This is a genomic window from Maritalea porphyrae (assembly GCF_030159895.1).
Lineage (GTDB): Bacteria > Pseudomonadota > Alphaproteobacteria > Rhizobiales > Devosiaceae > Maritalea > Maritalea porphyrae.
In genome coordinates, this window is the sequence record NZ_BSNI01000002.1 from 984,913 (window position 1) to 1,007,098 (window position 22,186).

At 52.3% G+C, this 22,186-nt stretch carries 22 protein-coding genes; 16 read left to right on the plus strand and 6 right to left on the minus strand.

Annotation, left to right across the window (positions count from 1 at the left end):
• Positions 1 to 2: 2 nt before the first annotated feature.
• Positions 3 to 1,283: an HD domain-containing protein gene (locus QQL65_RS08215; RefSeq protein ID WP_284363539.1), complete on the plus strand. Its 1,281-nt coding sequence runs from the start codon at positions 3 to 5 to the stop codon at positions 1,281 to 1,283.
• On the opposite strand, the gene QQL65_RS08220 is transcribed toward QQL65_RS08215, so the two are convergent.
• Entirely contained in the window at positions 1,267 to 2,061 is a 795-nt protein-coding gene (locus QQL65_RS08220) for a GGDEF domain-containing protein (protein ID WP_284363543.1), read from the minus strand. The genes QQL65_RS08215 and QQL65_RS08220 overlap by 17 nt on opposite strands.
• Positions 2,062 to 2,205: 144 nt before the next feature.
• Entirely contained in the window at positions 2,206 to 2,973 is a 768-nt protein-coding gene (locus tag QQL65_RS08225; RefSeq protein WP_284363545.1) for a GGDEF domain-containing protein, read from the minus strand.
• A gap of 278 nt (positions 2,974 to 3,251) precedes the next feature.
• On the opposite strand from QQL65_RS08225, the gene QQL65_RS08230 reads away from it, so the two are divergent.
• Genes QQL65_RS08230 through cobM form a run of 7 tightly spaced genes read left to right on the plus strand, consistent with a single transcriptional unit; the run spans position 3,252 to position 9,716 of the window.
• A complete protein-coding gene (locus tag QQL65_RS08230; protein ID WP_284363546.1) occupies positions 3,252 to 3,446 on the plus strand; it encodes a hypothetical protein in 195 nt (64 codons plus the stop codon).
• The gene (locus QQL65_RS08235; protein ID WP_284363548.1) at positions 3,443 to 4,594 is read left to right on the plus strand and encodes a sirohydrochlorin chelatase; all 1,152 of its coding nucleotides are present in this window, start codon (positions 3,443 to 3,445) and stop codon (positions 4,592 to 4,594) included. Before QQL65_RS08230 ends, QQL65_RS08235 begins: the two co-directional genes overlap by 4 nt.
• 5 nt (positions 4,595 to 4,599) lie before the next feature.
• Positions 4,600 to 5,229 (plus strand): precorrin-8X methylmutase, encoded by a 630-nt coding sequence (locus tag QQL65_RS08240; RefSeq protein ID WP_284363550.1) that lies wholly within the window; start codon positions 4,600 to 4,602, stop codon positions 5,227 to 5,229.
• Positions 5,226 to 6,449: a precorrin-6y C5,15-methyltransferase (decarboxylating) subunit CbiE gene (cbiE, locus tag QQL65_RS08245; protein WP_284363551.1), complete on the plus strand. Its 1,224-nt coding sequence runs from the start codon at positions 5,226 to 5,228 to the stop codon at positions 6,447 to 6,449. The genes QQL65_RS08240 and cbiE overlap by 4 nt, the downstream gene beginning before the upstream one ends.
• On the plus strand, positions 6,446 to 7,150 hold the full coding sequence (gene cobI / locus QQL65_RS08250) for a precorrin-2 C(20)-methyltransferase (RefSeq protein ID WP_284363552.1): 705 nt from the start codon (positions 6,446 to 6,448) through the stop codon (positions 7,148 to 7,150). Before cbiE ends, cobI begins: the two co-directional genes overlap by 4 nt.
• The gene (locus QQL65_RS08255) at positions 7,138 to 8,928 is read left to right on the plus strand and encodes a bifunctional cobalt-precorrin 5A hydrolase/precorrin-3B C(17)-methyltransferase (protein ID WP_284363553.1); all 1,791 of its coding nucleotides are present in this window, start codon (positions 7,138 to 7,140) and stop codon (positions 8,926 to 8,928) included. Before cobI ends, QQL65_RS08255 begins: the two co-directional genes overlap by 13 nt.
• Complete coding sequence (gene cobM / locus QQL65_RS08260; protein ID WP_284363554.1) at positions 8,925 to 9,716, plus strand: precorrin-4 C(11)-methyltransferase; 792 nt, start codon at positions 8,925 to 8,927, stop codon at positions 9,714 to 9,716. The genes QQL65_RS08255 and cobM overlap by 4 nt, the downstream gene beginning before the upstream one ends.
• Here the strand turns inward: cobM and QQL65_RS08265 are convergent.
• Both QQL65_RS08265 and QQL65_RS08270 read right to left on the minus strand, forming a co-directional pair.
• On the minus strand, positions 9,695 to 10,435 hold the full coding sequence (locus QQL65_RS08265; RefSeq protein ID WP_284363556.1) for a cobalt-precorrin-6A reductase: 741 nt from the start codon (positions 10,433 to 10,435) through the stop codon (positions 9,695 to 9,697). The two genes, cobM and QQL65_RS08265, sit on opposite strands and share 22 nt — an antisense overlap.
• Positions 10,436 to 10,456: 21 nt before the next feature.
• Positions 10,457 to 11,554, minus strand: a complete 1,098-nt coding sequence (locus QQL65_RS08270) for a cobalt-precorrin-5B (C(1))-methyltransferase (protein ID WP_284363557.1) — start codon at positions 11,552 to 11,554, stop codon at positions 10,457 to 10,459.
• A gap of 117 nt (positions 11,555 to 11,671) precedes the next feature.
• Between QQL65_RS08270 and cobA the strand changes: the two genes are divergently transcribed.
• The 4 genes from cobA to cbiB are packed head-to-tail and all read left to right on the plus strand — an operon-like array spanning position 11,672 to position 16,185.
• Positions 11,672 to 12,463 carry a uroporphyrinogen-III C-methyltransferase gene (gene cobA, locus QQL65_RS08275; RefSeq protein WP_379863729.1) on the plus strand — a complete coding sequence of 264 codons (792 nt, stop codon included), beginning with the start codon at positions 11,672 to 11,674 and terminating at the stop codon, positions 12,461 to 12,463.
• Complete coding sequence (locus QQL65_RS08280) at positions 12,456 to 13,748, plus strand: cobyrinic acid a,c-diamide synthase CobB (protein WP_284363559.1); 1,293 nt, start codon at positions 12,456 to 12,458, stop codon at positions 13,746 to 13,748. Before cobA ends, QQL65_RS08280 begins: the two co-directional genes overlap by 8 nt.
• 5 nt (positions 13,749 to 13,753) lie before the next feature.
• Positions 13,754 to 15,229 (plus strand): cobyric acid synthase, encoded by a 1,476-nt coding sequence (locus tag QQL65_RS08285; RefSeq protein WP_284363561.1) that lies wholly within the window; start codon positions 13,754 to 13,756, stop codon positions 15,227 to 15,229.
• Positions 15,226 to 16,185 (plus strand): adenosylcobinamide-phosphate synthase CbiB, encoded by a 960-nt coding sequence (gene cbiB / locus QQL65_RS08290; protein ID WP_284363562.1) that lies wholly within the window; start codon positions 15,226 to 15,228, stop codon positions 16,183 to 16,185. The genes QQL65_RS08285 and cbiB overlap by 4 nt, the downstream gene beginning before the upstream one ends.
• On the opposite strand, the gene cobU is transcribed toward cbiB, so the two are convergent.
• Positions 16,182 to 16,697: a bifunctional adenosylcobinamide kinase/adenosylcobinamide-phosphate guanylyltransferase gene (cobU, locus tag QQL65_RS08295; protein ID WP_284363564.1), complete on the minus strand. Its 516-nt coding sequence runs from the start codon at positions 16,695 to 16,697 to the stop codon at positions 16,182 to 16,184. The two genes, cbiB and cobU, sit on opposite strands and share 4 nt — an antisense overlap.
• Positions 16,698 to 17,078: a DUF1636 family protein gene (locus QQL65_RS08300; protein ID WP_284363566.1), complete on the minus strand. Its 381-nt coding sequence runs from the start codon at positions 17,076 to 17,078 to the stop codon at positions 16,698 to 16,700.
• Between the two features lie 179 nt (positions 17,079 to 17,257).
• Here QQL65_RS08300 and QQL65_RS08305 point away from each other — a divergent pair, with 179 nt between their 5' ends.
• The 4 genes from QQL65_RS08305 to edd are packed head-to-tail and all read left to right on the plus strand — an operon-like array spanning position 17,258 to position 22,183.
• Positions 17,258 to 18,124 carry a glucosamine kinase nucleotide-binding domain-containing protein gene (locus QQL65_RS08305; protein WP_284363568.1) on the plus strand — a complete coding sequence of 289 codons (867 nt, stop codon included), beginning with the start codon at positions 17,258 to 17,260 and terminating at the stop codon, positions 18,122 to 18,124.
• Between the two features lie 10 nt (positions 18,125 to 18,134).
• Positions 18,135 to 19,628, plus strand: coding sequence for a glucose-6-phosphate dehydrogenase (zwf, locus tag QQL65_RS08310; protein ID WP_284363569.1), 1,494 nt, complete (start codon positions 18,135 to 18,137; stop codon positions 19,626 to 19,628).
• Entirely contained in the window at positions 19,609 to 20,313 is a 705-nt protein-coding gene (gene pgl / locus QQL65_RS08315; RefSeq protein ID WP_284363570.1) for a 6-phosphogluconolactonase, read from the plus strand. Before zwf ends, pgl begins: the two co-directional genes overlap by 20 nt.
• A 46-nt stretch (positions 20,314 to 20,359) precedes the next feature.
• Positions 20,360 to 22,183, plus strand: a complete 1,824-nt coding sequence (edd, locus tag QQL65_RS08320; RefSeq protein WP_284363571.1) for a phosphogluconate dehydratase — start codon at positions 20,360 to 20,362, stop codon at positions 22,181 to 22,183.
• Positions 22,184 to 22,186: the final 3 nt, after the last annotated feature.

The window sequence follows — 22,186 nt, forward strand, 5'->3', positions numbered from 1 at the left end:
CCATGACCACCGAAATGCCCCAACTCAAAATCGAAAATCCGCGCCTAGAGCAACAGATCGCCTTCATCATGGAAATGGATAAACTCAAATCCATTGACCGGATGACCAAGATCATTTGCGAAGATCGTGTGGAGAACGACGCGGAGCATTCTTGGCATGTGGCGCTTATGGCGTTGGTGTTGGAACCATTTGCCGCTGAGCCAGTAAATATTGAACATGTAATCAAGCTCTTGCTGGTACACGATGTCGTCGAAATCGATGCGGGCGACACCTATATTTACGCGGGCGCGGATGCACAGGAGCAATACGAGCGTGAACTTGAAGCCGCAAAACGCATCTTTGGTTTGTTGCCGCAAGATCAAACTGTTGAACTGACCGCCCTATGGCAAGAGTTTGAGGCGCGCGAAACGGCAGAAGCGAAATTCGCCAAAGCAATCGATCGTCTGTCACCCTTTATTTATTACGGCTTTGCAGGCGAGGGGTGCTGGGTGGACCAGGGGGTGGATGAGGCGATGGTGCGCAGCCAGATGGTTAGCATGGCAGACGCTTCGCCCGCCATTCAAAACATGTACGAGCACTTGCTCGCTACCTACCAAAAATTTGGAGTTGTGCGCGACAGTAACAATCCGGGCGCTGATCCAAAGAACGACCACATAGCGCTCGCTGAATACATGCAGACCATCGAATTTGATGATGCATCGTTGACCAAAACCATTCGCTTTGTGACGGAGATGGACAAGCTCAAATCCATCATTCGGCAAACCCAATTGATCAGCGTGGACAGATTAGAGAATGATGCTGAACATTCTTGGAATTTGGCGATAATGTCCGTGATTTTGGAGGAGTATTCCAATACAAAAATCGACCTTTTGCGCGTCCTCAAAATGCTGCTGGTTCACGACATTGTGGAAATTGATGCGGGCGATTCACCCATTTACGACCTTGCGGCGCAAGAGGGAAAAGAAGAGCGTGAAATCGCTGCCGCCAACCGAATTTATGGGATGCTGCCAACAGAGATTGGCGAAGAGCTGCAGGCACTTTGGATGGAGTTTGAAGCGCATCAAACGAGTGATGCACAGTTCGCTCGCGCAATGGATCGGCTCTCGCCATTGCTCAATAATTTCTACACAAAAGGCGTGCGATGGGCCGTTTTTGGCGTGACTTCTCAGGAGGTTACGCAACGCCACACAGTCATCGCTGACGGCTCAAAACAGTTGCATAGACTTGCTGCAAGCATCCTTGCGCAAAGCGTTGAGAACGGCTTTCTTAGGCAGTCTGCCTAATCTCGTTTTCGGGAATTTGCGGTTGGTTGGTTTTCTCAAATACGACCCGATTGCGGCCTTGGGATTTTGCTAGATACATGCACTCATCAGCGCGTTGTACAAAGTCACTAAGCGATTGCCCTGCTTGGTGCAGCGCCCCGCCAACAGATATACTCAGCTGGTGGCGATGCTCACCTTTTTCGTAAACAAGTTTGCGCACTTTGCGACGAATTGACTCCGCAACAATTTTGGCTTTCTTCTTGTTTGCGTAGGGTAAAAACATACCAAACTCTTCGCCGCCAATCCGGCCAACAAGGGCCTTTTCCTCGGGCGTTGCTTTGATCGCATCAGCAATTGCTTTGATCGCTTCATCACCAACAGAATGGCCAAAATCGTCATTGAGTTTTTTAAAATGATCGACATCGATGAACAGAAAGCTGCCAGCTGTTGGCCCAGATTTTGGCGTATGTAGCGCCTCTTTCACTGCCTCTAGAAACGCAGTACGGTTCAGCAAACCTGACATCTGGTCGGTGCTTGCAATGATCGCCAACTGTCGTGACAGTTTTCGCAACTTTGCATTTTGGTTATGAATGTAATAGCCGATTGGAAAGGCAACGGCTGTCGCTACAAAAAACGTCACCGTCATGCCGCGCGGCAAGGCAGAGGGGTCCAAAAATGAATAAATGGAGAAGACACAGATCTCGGCCAGAATGACCGCAGAAACCATAACACGGACCGCACCAAGAATTATGGAAAAATCGCGTGTGGTTGCTTTTTGTGTATCAACATTCTTGGACATTTTTGGGTTCCCGACGAACACTACTCTACGTATTTTCAGAAACAAGCTACGCCCATTCAGTTAATTTCAGCCTGAAAACATTGGTTAACAAGGCGTTTCCGTTGTCCGGTCTGATTTCTCTGAGCTCTTCGCTGCGCTAGGAGATCAGTTTAGGGCCACTTGCTGGCTTTGCCGCATGTCGCAGTCAAAGACAATTTGGTTGCGCCCAGCAGATTTTGCAATTGTAAGGCTTTCATCCGCGGCTTGCACAAACTCGCGCAGAGATTGCCCAGGCTCGTGGGTTGAAACACCAATAGAAACGCTCATTCGGTGCCCATTGTCGCCGTCTTCGAAACGGATTTGACGCACGCCTCTGCAAATCTTTTCCGCGACCTTGAGCGCGCTTTGATAGTGTGTTGTGTTCAAGAACACGCCGAATTCCTCGCCGCCAATTCGTCCCGCGACGTCGCCCTCACCAAGGTTTTGTTCTATAACATCCGATATGTGACGGATCGCGTCATCTCCAGCAGAATGGCCAAATGTGTCGTTAAGTGTTTTGAAGTGGTCAGCATCAATAACCAGGAAAGAGCCAACGCCGCGATGGGTAGGGTTATTTTCAACGTTTTCGCGAACCTCACCTAGGAATTTGCGACGGTTGGGCAAGCCAGACAAAGGGTCGTGATTAGCAAGCCAAGACAATTTGACCGATAAGTGTCGCAACTTGGCTTTTTGCAATGAAATGTAGAAGCCGATTGGAAGCGCCACCAATGCGGTGATCGAGGCGGTGGTAAGAAATTCAAACACGAGCCGTTCAGCGCCAAATCCACTATAGATAAAGTACACGGCAATTTCCGCCATGATAAGCGCTGCAGCCGTTATGCCAATGGCGCCCTTGCCACTTTCGATCAAGATTGGGATTTGCTTCCTATTCATCTTCGCCACCCCTTTGTCGATGAACTTGTGACGTCAGAATAACTGGCCCGCGTTAAATGCAGTTGGATCGAAACACTAAAAGCTGAACTAATCCATTTAGACCTTGTTCAATCATTGACCCATGGTTGGCGAAGCCGTAAAACAGCTCTCGCAGCGTTCCTTTAGGAACTGAAAGCGATTCCGGTGCGGTCGACCCAATTAGGGGGCCAAGTCCTGAGCTGCTCGACGTTTGAAATAAATGAACTCTGCCTCTTTTCATATAAATCCAGAGGTAGAAAATGACTAAAATTATCCTTTCAGCTATCGCCACCCTTGCCACTGCAGGCACAGCTTTTGCACATTCCGGCCATACAGAAGTGGTTGACGGGCACGCCCACACCTTAGCTGAGTTGGCTTTGATGAGCGCCGCGCCTGTAGCGTTGGGACTTGCCGTTATTGCGCTCGTGTTGTTTGCACGCGGCCGCAAATCGTGAAGCGTAAACTCAACTTGCCGGCCGACACAGCAGTGATGCTGTGCGGCCATGGAAGCCGCAACAAATTGGCGGTAGGCGAATTTGCACACCTGAAGGATCGGCTGAAAGAACATGCAGGCGATGTGCCGGTTGAATATGGCTATTTAGAATTTGCCGATCCGGTTATCCATCATGGTTTGAACCAGCTCAAAGAGCAGGGCATCAAAAAAGTGCTTGCGGTGCCGGGCATGCTGTTTGCCGCCGGTCATGCAAAGAATGACATTCCATCAGTGCTCAACGGCTATCAGGCACAAAACCCTGAGATGGAAGTCATTTATGGCCGTGAGCTTGGTGTGGACTTAAAGATGATCCGTGCAGCTGGCGACCGCATTGAAGAAGCGTTGGCTAGCGCTGGTGGCGACGTGCCGCGCGAAGAAACGCTTTTGGTGGTCGTTGGACGCGGTGCTTCTGACCCAGATGCAAACTCCAACGTTGCCAAAGTTATGCGTATGCTTTGGGAAGGCATGGGCTTTGGATGGGGGGAAGTTGCCTATTCTGGCGTAACGTTTCCGCTAACAGCACCAGCCCTTCGCCATGCGACAAAGCTTGGTTACAAGCGGATCGTTGTTTTCCCATATTTCTTGTTCACCGGCGTTTTGGTGAAGCGGATTTATAGTTATACCGACGAAGTTGCTGCCGAACACCCTGACATTGAGTTTATTAAAGCCGGCTACCTCAACGATCATGATTTGGTCGTTGATACCTTTATGGACCGCATTGAAGAAACGCTGAACGGCGAAAACGTGATGAATTGCCAAATGTGCAAATATCGCGAGCAGGTACTGGGTTTTGAAGCGGAAGTTGGGCTGGCGCAGGAAAGCCACCATCACCATGTTGAAGGCATTGGCGGTGGCATGGAAGACTGTCCGTGCAACGGAGATTGCGACGCCTCCTGTCGTGATGAAGAGTTTTGCAAGAAACATGGGCTTGAATGGACGCCTGTCCACTCCCACGACCATGCTCACGATCACAGCCATGATCATTCGCACGTCCATCATCACCATGATGATCACAATCATGCGCATGATCACCATCACCACCCTTATCCGTTTGCGGACCATCCATTGGGGCCAAAAACAATGGAAAAACAGGCTAAAGGTAAGGGGTAGGGCCGGTGGACTGGCTACGCGACCCGCAAGCAATCTACAAAGAGAGCTTTGCCACAATTGAACGTGAAGCGGCGCTGGAGCATTTCCCTGCCGCTTTGCGTGCTGTCGTTGTGCGCATGATCCATGCGTGTGGCATGGTTGATCTGACAACAGATATTCGCTGGTTCGGCGATGTGGCCTCAGCCGTCGGCAACGCAATTTCAGCGCGCAAGCCCATTTTTTGTGACTGCGAAATGGTGCGCTCAGGCATTATTCGTCGTTTTTTGCCTGAAGGTTTTGAGCCCACTTGCACGCTTAACCAGCCCTCTGTGCCAACCCTTGCAAAGCAGATGCAGACGACCCGCTCAGCCGCTGCGGTTGAGTTGTGGAAGGACGAATTGGAGGGCGCTGTGGTTGTTGTTGGCAACGCACCGACAACCCTTTTTCATTTGCTTGAGTTGATTGAGCGGGGTGGTCCGAAACCGGCCGCGATCATCGCAACACCAGTGGGATTTGTTGGCGCTGCAGAATCTAAACAGGCCTTGGCAGATGCAAATTTAAACATACCATTTGTAACTGTTTTGGGTCGGCGCGGCGGGTCAGCAATGGCCAGCGCCGCCCTTAATGCCACAACAATCGGAAGGGAATGGTCATGACAGAGCCTTGGCTACATGTAATTGGCGTCACAGCGCGTGGTGTGCAATCATTGGCACCCGAGCAACGGCTCTTGCTTGACCAAGCCAAAGTGATCATTGGCCCACCACGTAGTTTGCCAAAAGTGCGCGAGCTGGATGATCGATTGGTTACTTGGCAATCGCCTTTGAGCGCGATGATTGAGCAAATTCTATCCTATCGCGGCACCCCGACGGTCATATTGGCCACAGGTGATCCGACATGGTTTGGTATTGGCGCAACACTGACTGCACATATTGCTGAACATGAGTTCGAAATTCATCCAGCGCCTTCCGCCTTTTCGTTGGCCGCAGCGCGGATGAAATGGCCGCTGCAAAACGTTAAATGTATCTCGGTTCATGGACGCCCAGTAGAAATATTGCACAGTCACATTGTACCCGGTCAGCGCATTTTGGCGCTTACCAGCGATGCGACTACGGTGGCTGATATAGCTAAGATTTTGACCAATCGCGGATATGGCGAAAGCCAAGTGACCGTACTTAATGCCATGGGCGGTGAAACGGAAAGTCAGGTAGCGTTCAAAGCCAAGGACCATACCAATAAGGGCGTGGGAAATCTCAATACGGTTGCCATTGATTGCGTGGCGGACGAACGCGCGCCGGTGTTGCCGCCACTGCCTGGACTGCCTGATGGCGCGTTTGTGCATGATGGCCAATTGACCAAGCGCGAGGTGCGCGCCGCCACATTGGCGAAACTTGCACCCTTGCCGTCACAACATTTGTGGGATGTGGGCGCGGGTTGCGGTTCAATCGCCATTGAATGGATGCGTGCAGCACCACGCGCCACCGCAACATGTTTTGAACGCATGTCGGCACGCATTGAAATGATCGAAAAAAATCGCAAGGCGCTGGGCGCGCCTGGGTTGAAGATTGTCGCTGGGCAGGCGCCGCAGAGCTTTGACGCGTTGCCATCACCAGACGCAATATTCATTGGCGGCGATGTGGGTAATCAAGAATTGTTTGATGCTTGTTGGGAGGCGCTGAAGCCAGGCGGTCGTTTGGTTGCCAATGCGGTTACGCTTGATGGCGAAACGGCACTTGTTGCACGGCTTGAAAAGCATGGTGGTGATTTGGCCCGTATCGAAGTTTCGCATCTCGATACTGTTGGATCGCACAAGACTTTGCGTCCACGCATGGCGGTTACTCAATGGAATGTGACCAAACCCATTGAGGGCGACAGATGAGCGGAAAACTAACCCTTGTTGGCGTCGGGCCGGGTGACCCAGAGCTTTTGACGCTGAAAGCCGTTAAGGCCATTGGTGCAGCAGATGTTGTCGTCTATCCGCAAAAACCGGGCGAGAAGTCGCTCGCATTGTCGATCGCTGAAATGCACATTGCTGGTCAAGCGACCCGCTTGCCCGTCAATATGCCGATGAAGGTGGAGCGAAAACCTGCACAACTTGCATATGATGAAATTGCTGCCGCCATTTCATCGCTGTTGAATGAGGGAAAGTCCGTCGCTTACCTTTGTGAAGGCGATCCGCTTTTCTATGGGTCGGCAATGTATCTGCTTGAGCGATTGCCTGAGGCACAAATTGCAATTGTACCAGGCATTACTTCGCTCACCGCAACTGCCTCGGCAGTTGCTCGACCACTTGCCGCGCGCAATGAAACGCTAAAGGTTTTGCCCGCACCGCTCGATGACGAAAAACTCATCGCCGAACTCACCGAGACTCAAAGTGCTGCGATTATCAAAGTCGGTCGACATTTTGATCGGGTGCGCAACGTGCTCACAAAAACTGGGCACGCCAACAACGCAATTGTTGTAGAATATGCCACGCAAGACCGCCAAGTCATCACGCCGCTTTTGGACTTTGCCAAAGACGAACGTCCGTATTTTTCAACCATTCTTTGCTACAAAGGAGATGAAGCATGGGGCAAGTAAAGCCACCATTGGTAGTCTCATATTCTACCGCCGGTGATGCGACGGCGCGCCGGATCGCGAACCATCTTGATGCACAGCTTTGGTTGAAAAGCGAAGGTAATTTGCAAGACGGCAAAGCGCTTGTCCAATCCGCATTTAGTGCCGGGCGCAGCATAATTGGTGTGTGCGCGGCGGGCATTTTGATGCGCTTCATTGCGCCCTTGCTTGACGACAAGCAAACAGAACCCGCAGTTCTTGCAGTGTCCCCGGATGGATCTCAAACGGTGCCGCTGCTGGGCGGACATCATGGCGCAAACCATTTGGCCAGCGAATTGTCGCGTTTGCTTGGTGGCAATGCCGCGATCACAACGGCGTCTGACAACGAGCTTGGCGTTTCATTGGATGAACCGCCAACGGGATATGTGGTTGCAAATCCTGAAGCTGCAAAACCAGCAATGGCTGAGTTGCTAGCGGGCGAAAAGATCAACCTAATCGGCGAGGCGCCTTGGTTAGAGCAAAGCGGGTTGGTCGCATTTGAAGCTGCAGTAAACGTCGTGGTTGATCACCTGTGCCAGAATTCTGATGTGCTGCATATTGTGCCACAGAAATTGGTTGTTGGCATTGGTTGTGAACGTCATTGTCCCGCGGACCACGTCATTGAACTGGTCGAAAACACCTTGGCAGCAAACAATATTTCGCCACTTGCAATTGCCGTTATAGCTTCAATTGATCTCAAATCTGATGAGGCAGCACTAAATGCAGTAGCCAATCATTTTCGCGTGCCGTTGCGCACATTCACAGCTGAAGAACTAAAGCAAGAAGCCAGCCGTGTGCCCAACCCATCAACGGTTGTGTTGAGCGAAGTTGGCACCCCTTCAGTCGCCGAGGCATCGGCGATCAATGCGGGCAAATTGTTGGTTGAAAAGCAAAAGACCGGCAAAGCAACCTGCGCTATTGGTGTTAGCGCAACGCCTATTGATGTCGAAAGCTTTGGCACACCCGCGGGCGCGCTTTATCTCGTGGGCCTTGGCCCGGGCACCAATAAATTGCGCACGCCAGTTGCCGACATGGCCTTGCGCCGCACCACGGATTGGGTTGGTTACGGCCTTTATCTTGACCTTGCCGCAGACGCAAAGACCGATCAAACAGAGCATCGGTTCGCGTTGGGTGAGGAAGAATTGCGTGTGCGCCACGCGCTCGAATTGGCAGGCAAGGGCAAACAAGTCGCCTTGATCTGTTCAGGCGATGCGAACATCTTCGCTATGGGTGCGCTTATTTATGAACTGCTCGCCGCAACCGGCGAACGTGCCATATCAGATGCCGCAAATCGCGTGGCGATTGAAACATGCCCGGGAATTTCGGCATTCCAAGCTGCAGCTGCCAAATCCGGTGCGCTAATTGGGCACGACTTCTGCTGCATCTCACTGTCGGATTTGCTAACCCCGCGCGAGGACATTCTCAAACGGTTGGACGCAGCAGCAGCCGGGGATTTCGTTACGGCTTTCTACAATCCACGTTCAATGCGCCGCACGGACCTCATTGAGATTGCAAAGCAAAAGTTTCTAGAACATCGTCCAGATAGCACGCCTGTGGTCATTGCTTCAAATCTTGGGCGTCCTGCCGAAAATGTGCGCGTTGTGACGCTGGCCGATTTCAACCCCGAAGAGATCGACATGCTGACCATCGTCATGTTCGGCTCTTCGCAATCAAAAAGCTTCACGCGCGGTTCGGGCGAAACCGTTGCCTTCACCCCGCGTGGCTACGCAAAAAAAGCTGCAAAATTGGATCAAGCATCATGACCGTATATTTTATTGGCGCGGGTCCCGGCGCTGCAGATTTGATCACCGTGCGCGGCCTCAAACTGATTGAGCGTTGCCCCACCTGTCTTTTTGCGGGTTCATTGGTCCCTACAGAAATTGTTGAAGCGGCACCTGAAGGCGCGTTGGTGAAAGACACTGCGCCGATGAACCTGGACGAGATCATTGAAGACATGAAAAGCGCCCACGAGCGCGGTGAAGATGTCGCCCGCGTGCATTCGGGCGATCCCTCGATTTACGGGGCGGTTGCTGAACAAATGCGTCGACTTGATGATCTAGCCATTCCATATGAAGTGGTGCCCGGGGTGCCCGCCTTTGCTGGTGCCGCGGCAAAACTGCAAACTGAATTGACGCTGCCAGAAATTGCACAGACCATCATCATTACGCGTACATCAGGCAAGGCGTCGTCGATGCCTGAGCATGAGACGCTTGAGATATTGGGTCAATCGCGGGCAACGCTCGCCATTCACCTTTCCATTCGCAACTTGAAATATGTCGAGGAGACTTTGACACCTTACTATGGCGCGGATTGTCCGGTGATCATCGCCTATCGCGCCACTTGGCCAGACGAAAAGTTCATCACCACTACCTTGAAAGACATGCGTGCAGATGTTCGTGCAGAGAAAATCACCCGCACGGCGTTGATCTTTGTCGGCAAAGTATTTGGCCAAAAACAGTTCCGCGACAGCGAGCTCTATAGCGCCGATTTTGCTCATGTCTTGCGCAACAAAGGCAAGAAGAAAAAGCGTCAGGCAGCGGAGGCCGAATGATCGGCGACGAACTCCAAAGCCGCATCAACCGAATAAACCTCGGGCGCCTCTGGCAAAAGCGGTCGCTCGATCATGATCACTTTGGCACCCACCATGCGCGCGGCTTCCAACTTCGCAGCGGTTTGATCACCACCGGCATTTTTGGTCACCAAATGCGTGATTTCGTGCTCGCGCATAAACGCCAATTCATCGCTCAAACGGAACGGTGGCCGTTCCAAAATCACCGTCACATGTGGCGGCAAAATAATTTCGGGATGCTCAATCGCGCGCACAAAGACTTTGCAGTTTTCGCAAAGCACCAAAGGCTCAATATGCTGGCGGCCAACTGTCACCAAAACATGCGCGCCGGTTGGCAGCTCTTTTGCCGCGCTTTCAATGCTCGATACGTGTTGCCAATTATCGTCCACACCTGCTTGCCAGGCTTCGCGGGTAAGGCGCAGCATTGGTTTGTTCAACTCAATGCATGCATCCACAATGTGCGTGGACATGGTCGCCGCAAAAGCATGCGTGGCGTCAATGATCATTTCAAAGCCATTGCGGCTGATAAAATCCACCAACCCTTGCGTGCCGCCAAAACCACCTTTGTGAATGTGCCCATTGGGCAGTCGTGGCTTGCGCGTTCGACCGGCAAGCGACGTGGTGACTTGATGGCCCTGTCGAACCAATCCGTTCGCCAAATCAATCGCTTCTCCGGTGCCGCCAAATACCAAAATGCGCATAGTCTCACCTCCCAGTTGCGATTATCTGGTAGCGATTATAACCCCATTTCGGTCCACCACCAAAACACTTGTTTTGGTCTTGTTGATATCCAACTTGGCCTGCGCTTGGCTGTTCGCCAGCTCAGCAACACGCACCGCAATATCAATGTCCGCTTCTTGGCACATTTCCAGAACATGTTTGGCCGTTTTGGCCCCAAGGATTTCTGTGCAAAGCATATCGCCGCCGCCAAGGTCGCACGCAACATCTGCCAACCAGTTGAAGTCAACTTGGGAGCGGCCTGAATGCAAATCCATATGGCCTTGCGCCAGCTTCACCAATTTTGCAAACCCGCCAGCAATGGTCAGTTGTGGCACCGGGTTTTTCTTGATGTATTTGAGCAAGCCACCCACAAAGTCGCCCATATCCAAGAAAGCTTCCTGCGGCAATTTCAGATACGCCATCGCTGCTTTTTCGGACGTGTCGCCGGTCGAGCCCACCACGTGGGTCAAACCTTGTGCACGCGCTACATCGATACCTCGATGGATCGAATGAATCCACGCCGAGCAGCTATAGGGAATGACGATTCCGGTGGTGCCCAATATCGATATGCCGCCCAAAATGCCAAGCCGGGGGTTCCACGTTTTTTCGGCCAGCTCTTCGCCAGTGGGCACCGAAATGGTAATCTCAACGTCCGCGGCAACACCATGCTTTTTGCAAATTGCTTCCACATGCTCACGCATCATTTGTCGAGGAACTGGGTTGATGGCTGGTTCGCCGGGGGGCAAAGGCAAACCGGGCTTGGTAAATGTGCCAACGCCTTGGCCCGCTCTAAACGTTACGCCGCTACCCGACGTTCCCTTTTTAACGCGCGAAACAATCATCGCGCCATGGGTGACATCCGGATCGTCGCCTGCATCTTTGATGATGCCACACCGCGCAAAACCATCGCCCAGCTTTTCTTGAGCCAAAGCAAAGCTAGGCGTTTGTCCGCCCGGCAACGTGATTTCGACAGGATCGGGAAACTCGCCCTCGAGCAAAGCCGAGAGCGCCGCAACAGTTGCAGCGGTGGCGCATGCGCCAGTGGTCCAGCCGCGTCGCAATTGGTCAGATCCGTCTTGTTTTGGGCTGTCCGCACTCATATCAATGTTCTATATAGCGGCCACGCGCTATCCGCAAAGAAAGAAGTTTAAATGAGCTTTTTGCATCGCCTCAAAAATCTGTTCGCGCCTGAAAAGCCACGTGGGCATTTCGGACGGTTGGATGATGCAGATTTCCCGGCGTTTGAGCCGGGCACTGTTTGGCTCGTTGGCGCAGGACCGGGCGCTGCCGGGCTGATTTCAATGCTTGGATATTACGCTTTAGGTCAGGCCGACGTGATTGTTTATGATGCGCTGGTGGGAAAAGAGCTGCTAAAATACGCCAACCCCAATGCCCAATGCATCTACGCAGGAAAACGCGGCGGCAAACCTTCGCCAAAGCAAAAAGACATTTCAATCAGTCTGATCGATTGGGCTAAAGAGGGCAAAAAGGTTTTGCGCCTAAAAGGCGGCGATCCGTTTGTATTTGGGCGTGGTGGCGAAGAAAGCGAGACGCTGGCCAAGGCGGGCATTAAGTTCCGGATTGTGCCAGGCATCACCTCGGGTATTGGCGGGCTTGCTTATGCAGGGATTCCGGTCACCCACCGAGACACCAACCAAGCGGTGATATTCCTCACCGGCCACGATGAAACCGGCAATGTACCCCAAGCTGTCGACTGGCAATCTATCGCCACAGCCGCACCGGTGATTGTTATGTTTATGGCAGTGAAGCATTTAGGGTCGATCTCAGAAAAGCTAATGGCGGCGGGTCGTAAACCAGAAGATGCGTTGGCGATACTTTCCAATACAACTTTGCCAGAACAGTCCGTTGCGGTCACCACACTTGGCGAGGCGGGCGCTTTTGTAGAGCGCGAAGATGTGCCAACCCCAGCGATTGTGGTGGTCGGGCAAGTGGTCAATTATCGCGAGATATTGAACTGGTATAAACCGTCGGAGAACCGAATTGGCTAACGGGTTGATCATTGCCGCACCGAGTTCTGGTTCTGGAAAAACCCTTATAACGATGGGGTTGCTCGGCGCGTTGAAAAATCGCGGCGTAAAGGTCGCCTCCGCAAAAACGGGTCCCGATTATATAGATGCGTCATTCCACGCGCTGACCACCAAAAGACCGGCTTCAAATCTTGACCCATGGGCCATGTCCGAACAGCAATTGCGCGCGCGCGCCACAACGGCCGCAGACGGCGCTGATCTGTTGCTTATTGAAGGAGTGATGGGTCTTTTTGATGGCGCTGTAAGTGGGAAGGGGTCCACTGCCGATTTGGCGGCTGCGCTCGATTTGCCGATCATTTTGGTTGTCGATGTTGGCTCAATGGCGCAATCGATCGCAGCCGTTGTGCATGGCTTTTCGACCCTAAGGCAAGACATCAAAGTTGCAGGGGCAATCCTTAATCGCGTCGCTAGCGCACGACACGAGCAAATGCTCAAATCAGCGCTGGAGCCGCTCGATATATCTTATCTGGGCGCTCTGGGGCGCGATGATGAGTTGACGATCCCGTCACGCCACCTCGGGCTGACATTGCCGCAAGACTTTGATGCCGCAAATGCGGTGGCCATGACATCGGTTGAGCGGATTGAAAAGAACATTGATCTAAGTGTCTTGCAATCAATCGCAATGCCAATTCGTTATACATCAACGCCGAAGCGGCTAGCACCCTTGGGGCAGCACGTCGCCGTAGCGAGAGACGCAGCATTTGCGTTCATCTATCCGCACTTTTTGTCGGACTGGCAGGGAATGGGTGCCCAAATCAGCTTCTTCTCGCCGTTGAGAGACGAGGCGCCTGCATTAGATGCGGATGCGATTTTTCTACCCGGTGGTTATCCAGAACTGCACGCTGAGCACATCTCAAATGCTTCTACCTTTGCCAAAGGCATGCACCTTGCAACCGATGCAGGCAAACTGATCTATGGCGAGTGCGGCGGCTATATGGTGCTGGGGCAAAGCCTCACTAACAAGCAGGGCGAAACCCAAAATATGCTGGGGCTTTTGCCACATAGTAGCAATATCAACAAACCACGAAGGCAACTTGGCTATCGGCAACTATCCCACCAAAGCCCGTTGCCATGGCCCAAGAAATTGCGCGGACATGAGTTCCACTATTCGTCACAATCTGGCGAGATAGACAACTGCTTGTTTGAGGCAACCGACGCGCAAGGCACGCCAGTAGCGCCGATGGGTTGTGTTCTGGGCAGCATTATGGGTTCATACGCTCATATTATCGACCAAGCTGCGGAATAGGCGACATGGCTAAATCGCTCATGATTATGGGAACAGGCTCGGACGTGGGCAAAAGCCTCGTTACGGCTGGGCTGTGCCGTGCCTTTACCAATCGTGGATTTAGCGTGCGCCCGTTCAAGCCGCAAAACATGTCAAATAATGCAGCGGTTACTGCCGATGGTGGCGAGATTGGCCGCGCGCAAGCACTGCAGGCACGCGCCTGCAAAACAGAGCCGACAACGGCCATGAACCCTGTTCTTTTGAAACCGGAACAGGAAACTGGGGCGCAAGTGGTTGTGCGCGGCAAGCGAGTCGCTTCTATGACCGCACGCGAATATTTCAAAAAGCGCAGCATCTATCTGCCTGAGGCAATTTCGGCTTTTGAAGAGCTGCAATCAGAGGCGGACTTAGTTTTCGTAGAAGGGGCCGGCAGCGCGTCAGAGATCAACCTGCGTAGCGCCGACATTGCCAATTTTGGATTTGCCCGTGCGCTCAATCTGCCCGTGATGTTGGTCGGCGATATTCATCGTGGCGGTGTCATCGCATCAATCATTGGCACACTTGAAGTCATCGACCCAAAAGACCGAGCGCTGATCGTTGGCTCGTTGATCAATCGTTTTCACGGTGATCCGAGCCTTTTTGATGAAGGCAGACGATATATCGAAGATCGGTCGGGTTTGCTTTGTTGGGGGCCATTGCCCGATTACCCAGATGCGCGACTTTTACCGCCAGAAGATGTGTTGGCATTGGATCATCCGCAGGAGATGGGCAAGGGGGAGTTCAAAATTGCGGTGCCGCGTTTGCCGCGCATCGCCAACTTTGATGATCTTGATCCATTGCGCCAAGAAGAGGGCGTTTCCGTTCACATTATTCAACCCGGAAACCCGCTGCCTTTGGATGCGGATTTGATCATTCTGCCTGGCTCTAAATCCACCATTTCCGACTTTGAGTTTTTGGTTTCGCAAGGCTGGGACGTGGACATCAAAGCACATGTGCGCCAGGGGAAAAGCGTTCTGGGCATTTGCGGTGGGTATCAAATGCTCGGGCAATCAATCGCAGACCCAAAAGGCATCGAAGGTTCGCCAAAATCGACAAATGGTCTGGGACTTCTTGATGTGAAAACCGAACTGAGTGAGCAAAAACAATTGCGGCTCGAAAATGCAGTTTCGTCCGGTACGGATATGCCACTCGCTGGTTATCACATGCATATGGGTGAAACCATTGGCGCGGATCGAGATCGACCATTCGCCATGGTTGGTGACAATGCTGAAGGTGCGGTATCTCCGAATGGCCGTGTCATTGGCACATACCTGCATGGGCTGTTCTCTTCAGACGAATTTCGTCGACACTTCCTTGCGCAATTGGGGGCAGCAAACGGCGCAGCGCTTGAATTTGAACGCCGCATTGACCAAGTACTGGATGGGTTCGCAAACCATTTGGAACATCACGTCAATCTCGACCAAATCGCAGCCACAATGAAAGAGGCCAGGAAAACATCATGATTAGTGCAGTGCTTGCCTTCGCCGCCACCTTGTTGGAGCGCTTTATCGGTTATCCGCGCCCAGTCCTAAACGCTGTTGGCCACCCTGTGATGTGGATGGGCAAACTCATCGAAATCCTTGAGCAAAACGCCAACAATCCAGCGATTAGCGCTGCACGACGTCGGCGAAATGGCTTTGTAATGCTTGCCATTTTGTTGGCCACCACAGCCTTTATCTCGCTGCTCGTTGTCTGGACATTGCGCGACATTCCATTTGGCTGGGCTGTTGAGATTTTCCTTGCGAGCACTCTAATCGCCCAAAAAGAATTGGGCATGGCGGTTAAATCGGTAGCTGATGGTTTGCGTGAGAGTTTGACTCAAGGACGGCATGCGGTGTCTCACATTGTAGGGCGTGATCCTGAACAACTGAACGAAGACGGGGTTGCCCGTGCCGCCGTCGAAAGCTTGGCCGAAAACACCTCGGACGGCATCATCGCCCCGATCTTTTATTTGCTACTGTTCGGACTGCCAGGCGTTGCACTTTACAAGGCGATCAATACGGCAGATTCAATGGTTGGTCACAAAAATGAGCGTTTCGCCGATTTCGGTTTTGCTAGCGCCAAACTTGATGATCTGGCCAACTTCATACCTGCGCGACTGTCAGCACTAATCTTTACACTAACCGCGCGCTTAACTTCCGGCATGGATCACAAAGCGGCGTGGCGCTCCGCCAAGCGCGATGCCAGCCAGCACCGTTCACCCAACGCCGGTTGGCCCGAAGCGGCGATGGCAGGCGCGATTGGTGTCAAGCTCGGTGGCGCTCGGGACTATGATGGTGAAACGGTCGAGTTGGCGACGATGGGTGAAGGCAAGGATATTATCGAGCCAGAAGATATCGATCGTGCATTAAAGCTTTACAGCAATAGCTTATGGGCAACGCTTGCCGTTCTTTTTGTGCTGGCACTTATTTTTGGCTAGCCTTTTAGTTTCTTGGCGATACCCGCGGTTACGAAAGTAACGTCAGTACAAATCGTGGCGAGCTTTTGATGGCTGACCCCGGCATGGTCGCGAAACTCACGCGCCATTTTGTTGTCCGGCACAATACCTTGTCCAACTTCATTGGAAACCAAAATTACTTGCATCTCGGCATTGGTCTGAAGCCAATGTATGAGCGCATCGACACTCTCGCTTACACTCATTTCAGCCATCATCAAATTGGTGATCCAAAGAGTAAGGCAATCCAAAAGAACTATCTTTGAGACACTGCGACAATGTTCCAAGGCCGAAATGACATTTAACGGCTCTTCCACAGTGATGAATTTGTCGACACGGTCGTTTTTGTGCGCATCAATTCGTGCGTGCATTTCATCATCCCAAGCCTGTCCTGTGGCCAAATAGACAGGTTTATCCACGCATTTGAGCGCTAGCTGTTCAGCGTGAGACGTCTTGCCAGATTTGGCGCCGCCCAAAATCAAATGGTGTCCGCTCATTTATTTGGTCTCCGCTTTGCCCGGAATACGGGCGATGAAATGGCCACGCATGCCCTGCGGCCATTCGATGAACGGCACGTTTCCGTCTTCAGTGCGATCATGTGCTTCGCACCAATCCAAAATTGCTTCGGCGTCTTTATCCTCGGGGGCGAAATAGCCAGCTAGATAACCTGTTCGTTTCTCGTCTTCTAATAAGACAGCGCATGAGTGCTTGCATGCCCACAAACACTCGTGACCAACAATGTTCAGAGAAAGTCCGCGAACACTTCGTGAATCTTCCAATCGATTCCGCAACAGTTCACCGCCGGTGCGACCGTCTTTGTCGTATGCAGATTCTTTTGAAAATTTGCAGGTGGTGCAAACGGTCAGTTTTTGGGTCAATGCGCCCTCGAAAAGTTTTGGCTGATTTGGAGCGCATGAAAGTGCGTCGAAACGAGAAAAAACGCAAGAGGTGGACTTTTTGTTACAAAAGTGGCGATTAATACTTTCGTCTAAGACGTTTTGCCTTTATGTATCGCGCCGTATCATCTCACCCGCGCAAAGTTTTAGGAGAGCGCCCGGTGCAAAATTACTATCTTGGCATTGATGGCGGCGGCACCAATTGTCGCGCACGCCTCGCCAATCAAAATCTCGAAACAATCGCTGAAACTCGGGGCGGTCCGGCCAACACCACCATTGGTGATGGCAGCCAAGCCTATGGCTCGATTATCGAAGTAAGCCATAAGGTGTTTGAAAAGGCCGGTTTAGGCGAAAAAGAGATGGCCAACACCGTTGCTTGTCTTGGTCTTGCTGGTGCGCATTTGGAAAGCTCAAAACGTGATTTTGCTGCCCGCGACTACCCTTTTGCCAAAACCCTAGTTCACAATGACGTTGAGACAGCGCGTGAAGGCGCGCATCTTGGTGAAGATGGCGCAGTGTTGATTGTCGGTACTGGTTCAGCTGGCCTTGCCAAAGTTGATGGCAAACTCCACCCTGTAGGCGGTTGGGGCTATCATATTTCTGATACGGCATCGGGCGCCATTTTGGGCCGCGCGATTGCCCGTCGCTCGATTGAGGCGCTGGATGGATTATGCGAAGGCTCGCCTTTAACCGAGGCAGTTGTTGAAAAGCTAGGCGGCTCAACGGATTCAATGATGGCGTGGTCGTTTAAGGCGTGGCCCAAAGACTTTGCCAGCTTGATCCCGATGTTCATGGAATTTGTTGAGCAAGGCGATCCAATTGCTGAAGAAATGATGGCGTTTGAATATGAGCAACTGGATCAGTTCGCTCATTGGTTCAAGGCGCGCGGCGCAAAAAAACTGGCCATCGTTGGCGGGTTTGGCGAGCGTCTGCTGCCGCTGCTGAAAGAACGCTATGGTGATTATGTGATGGGTGCACAAGCTGACGCACAGCATGGTGCGCTATTGATGGCGAAAGCCGCAAGCTAGGAGGCAAGCAATGTCGAGCCGAATTATCCCGGTTGATCCGTTTGATTATGTGGTGTTTGGCGCCACAGGTGATCTGAGCCAACGCAAACTAATCCCGGCGCTTTTCCATCGATTTATCGATCAGCAATTCGATACAAATTCGCGCATTATTGGCGTTTCGCGCTCGGAAATGACCGATGAGGAATTCCAAGCCTTTGCAATCGCTTCGGTTCGCCAATTCGTTGATGCGACCCTGATCAATGAAGAGCAATTGCACGAATTTGCTTCTATCTTCACCTACATCACCAACGATGTAACCGACAAAGACGGCTGGGCCGAGCTCGACAATTCGTTACGCGACGACCCCGAGGTTGTGCGGGCATTCTATTTGGCGGTTGCGCCGTTCCTTTTCGAACCGATTTGCGATTATTTGGCTACCCGCAATTATTGGACGCCCGATGCGCGAGTAGTGCTGGAAAAGCCACTGGGGCGCGACCTTGAGAGCTCAATCGATATCAACGACACCGTGGGCAAGGTTTTCCGCGAAGACCAAGTCTATCGGATCGATCATTATCTGGGCAAAGAGACAGTTCAGAACCTGCTTGCTTTGCGTTTTGCAAATGCGCTGTTCGAGCCGATTTGGAACTCCGCGCATATCGATCACGTACAGATCACGGTAGCGGAGAGCGTCGGATCAGGCGGTCGCAGCTATTACGAAAAGTCGGGCGCGTTGCGCGATATGGTGCAAAACCACTTGCTGCAGCTCTTGTGTCTTGTGGCGATGGAACCACCAGCTTCTGATGAGGCCAATGCGCTGCGCGATGAAAAACTCAAAGTGCTGCGCGCTTTGAAGCCAATTGTTGGCGATGCGGTAGAAAAACTCACCGTGCGTGGTCAGTATCGCGGCGTGTCTTCTGAAGAAACCAAAGTCCCCGGCTATCTAGAAGAGCTCGGCGATGGCGTTTCTTCAAACACCGAAACCTTTGTGGCGATCAAGGCTGAGGTTGAAAACTGGCGCTGGAATGGCGTGCCATTCTACTTGCGCACCGGCAAGCGCATGGCAACCCGCGCATCCGAGATCGTAATCCAGTTCCGCGAAATCCCGCATTCAATTTTCTCACGTTCCGAAGGCGTGCCAAAAGCAAACCGTTTGGTGTTGCGTTTGCAGCCAGATGAGGGCGTGAAAATGTTCCTTATGATTAAGGACCCCGGCCCAGGTGGCATGCGGTTGCGCCAGGTGCCACTCAATCTGTCATTTGCTGACACATTCGTGCAGCGCACACCAGAAGCCTATGAGCGCCTACTAATGGACGTGGTTCGTGGTAACCAGACATTGTTCATGCGCCGCGACGAGTTGGAAGCGGCTTGGCGTTGGATCGACCCGATCCGCGAAGCTTGGGACAATGACACCAGCCAATTGCACGGCTATACCGCAGGCACTTGGGGCCCAACAGCCTCTATAGCGCTGATCGAAAGAGATGGACGCACATGGCACGAGGAAGCAGATGACCCAAAAGGCCTCTAAAACCGAATTTGCCAACAAAGACATTCTTGCTGCCGCATTGGCCGAAGATGTTGCCGGCGCGCTGCGCACAGCGATTGCGCGCAACGGCAAAGCGAGCCTGCTGGTGTCTGGTGGATCGACGCCAAAGCTATTCTTTCAGCATTTGGGCCGCGCTGAACTTGACTGGTCAAAAGTATTTATTTCGTTGGTTGACGAACGCTGGGTGCCGCCAACCTCGGACCGCTCAAACGCCAAACTCGTGGCCGAAAACTTGTTGCAAGGTGATGCCGCTAATGCACACTTCGAACCCTTGTTTGTCGAAGGTAAAAGTGCCGATGACGGCATTGGTGAGCTGACAACGCGTTTTGATGGCATGGCGCAGCCGATCACTGTGGTGATTTTAGGCATGGGCACCGACGGCCACACGGCCAGCTTTTTCCCAGGTGGCGACAATCTGGAAGCGGCGATCGATTTGGCAAACGATCAGATCTTTTCTTCAATGCGCGCTGCTGGAGCGGGCGAAGAACGCATCACATTCACGCTACCGGCCTTGCTAAATACAGAGCTTTTGGCGCTTCATATTGAAGGCGAGGCTAAGCAAGAAGTCTTAGAAGCAGCGCAAGGCGAAGGCGATGTAAATGACATGCCAGTCCGCGCCGTTTTGCGTCAGGATCGAACGCCACTCAACATTTATTGGTGCCCTTAAAATAATCCTCCCTGATTGAGGGCACAACACGAACTGGAGATGACCGATGAGCGTAAATAATCAAATCAAGGACGTCACCGACCGGATCATCAAGCGTAGTGAGAAAACGCGTCGGATCTATTTGGATCGTATGGACGCGCAGATTAGACGCGGCGTGCATCGGTCTGCGCTTTCTTGCGGTAACCTTGCGCACGGTTTTGCAGCTTGCGCACCGGCAGAGAAAGAAAAACTCTCCGACGACATTACGCCAAATATTGGTATTATCACCGCTTACAACGATATGTTGTCGGCCCATCAGCCCTATAAAGATTATCCGGATCTAATCAAAGAGGCAGCGCGCGAAATGAACGCGACTGCACAAGTGGCTGGCGGCGTTCCTTCCATGTGCGATGGCGTTACCCAAGGCCAACCGGGTATGGACCTGTCTTTGTTCTCGCGCGACGTGATTGCCATGTCAGCAGCGATTGGCCTAAGCCATAATATGTTTGACGCAGCCATGTATCTTGGCATCTGCGACAAGATTGTGCCGGGTCTGGTTATTGCTGCTCTGACATTTGGTCATATCCCTGCGGTATTTGTGCCAGCTGGGCCAATGCCTACCGGCTTGCCGAACGATGAAAAAGCACGCATTCGTCAGCTATATGCAGAAGGCAAAGTTGGTCGCGATGAACTCTTGCAAGCTGAAAGCGATAGCTACCATTCGCCCGGCACTTGCACATTCTATGGGACAGCGAACACCAACCAGATGCTCATGGAAATTATGGGCCTGCATATTCCTGGCTCAAGTTTCGTCAATCCAGGTACGCCAATGCGAACCGCATTGACCAAAGAGGCGGCCCGTCGCGCATTGGCAATTACCGCTTTGGGCAATGAATTCACGCCTGTTGGCCAAGTGATTGATGAAAAAGCAATAGTGAATGGTATGATCGGTTTGCACGCAACAGGCGGGTCGACCAACCACACCATTCACCTGATTGCCATGGCCGCCGCTGCTGGCATTCAAATTACATGGCAAGATATGTCTGACCTGTCTGACGCAACACCGTTGCTCGCGCGGGTATATCCCAACGGGATGGCAGACGTGAACCACTTCCACGCCGCTGGCGGCATGGGTTTCATGATCGATCAGCTGCTCAATGATGGTGCGCTGCATGAAGACGTGAAAACCATCTGGGGGTCGGGCCTACATGTTTATGCGCAGGAGCCTAAACTTGATGGCGACAAAATTCACTTTGTGTCCGCGCCAAAAACCACCGGGAACGACAAAGTCTTAGCGGGCACAGACGCGGCATTTGCCAAAACTGGCGGCTTGAAATTGCTTAAAGGCAATTTGGGCCAGTCAGTTATCAAAATCTCTGCGGTGAAAGAAGAGCACCGGTTTGTTGAAGCGCCAGCAAAGGTGTTCCACTCGCAAGATGAGATGCAAGACGCTTTCAAAAAGGGTGATCTGGAACAAGATATGATTGCGGTGGTACGGTTCTCAGGTCCAAAGGCCATTGGTATGCCTGAATTGCACAAATTGACACCGCCACTAGGCATTTTGCAGGGGCGTGGCTACAAGGTTGCATTGGTCACCGACGGACGCATGTCTGGCGCATCAGGCAAAATTCCGGCCGCTATTCATTTGACACCAGAAGCAGTGGATGGTGGCCCGATCGCGAAGATTAAAGATGGCGATATGCTGCGCTTGGATGCTGAAAAGGGAACACTTGAGTTTTTGGGGGACCAAGCTGAGTTTGACGCGCGACCATTGGCGACACAGGATCTTTCGTCTTCTCATCACGGCTTAGGCCGAGAATTGTTTGCTGGCATGCGGGCGCTGGTCAGCTCAGCCGACAAAGGCGCAAACGCATTAGGAGAGATTTTTTAATTT

Bases quoted from the DNA above. Each gene is read 5' to 3' on its own strand.
- QQL65_RS08265 (WP_284363556.1), bottom strand. From the start codon at position 10,435: ATGCGCATTTTGGTATTTGGCGGCACCGGAGAAGCGATTGATTTGGCG.
- QQL65_RS08220 (WP_284363543.1), bottom strand. From the start codon at position 2,061: ATGTCCAAGAATGTTGATACACAAAAAGCAACCACACGCGATTTTTCC.
- QQL65_RS08230 (WP_284363546.1), top strand. From the start codon at position 3,252: ATGACTAAAATTATCCTTTCAGCTATCGCCACCCTTGCCACTGCAGGC.
- QQL65_RS08225 (WP_284363545.1), bottom strand. From the start codon at position 2,973: ATGAATAGGAAGCAAATCCCAATCTTGATCGAAAGTGGCAAGGGCGCC.
- QQL65_RS08255 (WP_284363553.1), top strand. From the start codon at position 7,138: ATGGGGCAAGTAAAGCCACCATTGGTAGTCTCATATTCTACCGCCGGT.
- cbiE (WP_284363551.1), top strand. From the start codon at position 5,226: ATGACAGAGCCTTGGCTACATGTAATTGGCGTCACAGCGCGTGGTGTG.
- cobU (WP_284363564.1), bottom strand. From the start codon at position 16,697: ATGAGCGGACACCATTTGATTTTGGGCGGCGCCAAATCTGGCAAGACG.
- cbiB (WP_284363562.1), top strand. From the start codon at position 15,226: ATGATTAGTGCAGTGCTTGCCTTCGCCGCCACCTTGTTGGAGCGCTTT.
- zwf (WP_284363569.1), top strand. From the start codon at position 18,135: ATGTCGAGCCGAATTATCCCGGTTGATCCGTTTGATTATGTGGTGTTT.
- edd (WP_284363571.1), top strand. From the start codon at position 20,360: ATGAGCGTAAATAATCAAATCAAGGACGTCACCGACCGGATCATCAAG.
- cobM (WP_284363554.1), top strand. From the start codon at position 8,925: ATGACCGTATATTTTATTGGCGCGGGTCCCGGCGCTGCAGATTTGATC.
- QQL65_RS08285 (WP_284363561.1), top strand. From the start codon at position 13,754: ATGGCTAAATCGCTCATGATTATGGGAACAGGCTCGGACGTGGGCAAA.
- cobI (WP_284363552.1), top strand. From the start codon at position 6,446: ATGAGCGGAAAACTAACCCTTGTTGGCGTCGGGCCGGGTGACCCAGAG.
- QQL65_RS08270 (WP_284363557.1), bottom strand. From the start codon at position 11,554: ATGAGTGCGGACAGCCCAAAACAAGACGGATCTGACCAATTGCGACGC.
- QQL65_RS08215 (WP_284363539.1), top strand. From the start codon at position 3: ATGACCACCGAAATGCCCCAACTCAAAATCGAAAATCCGCGCCTAGAG.
- pgl (WP_284363570.1), top strand. From the start codon at position 19,609: ATGACCCAAAAGGCCTCTAAAACCGAATTTGCCAACAAAGACATTCTT.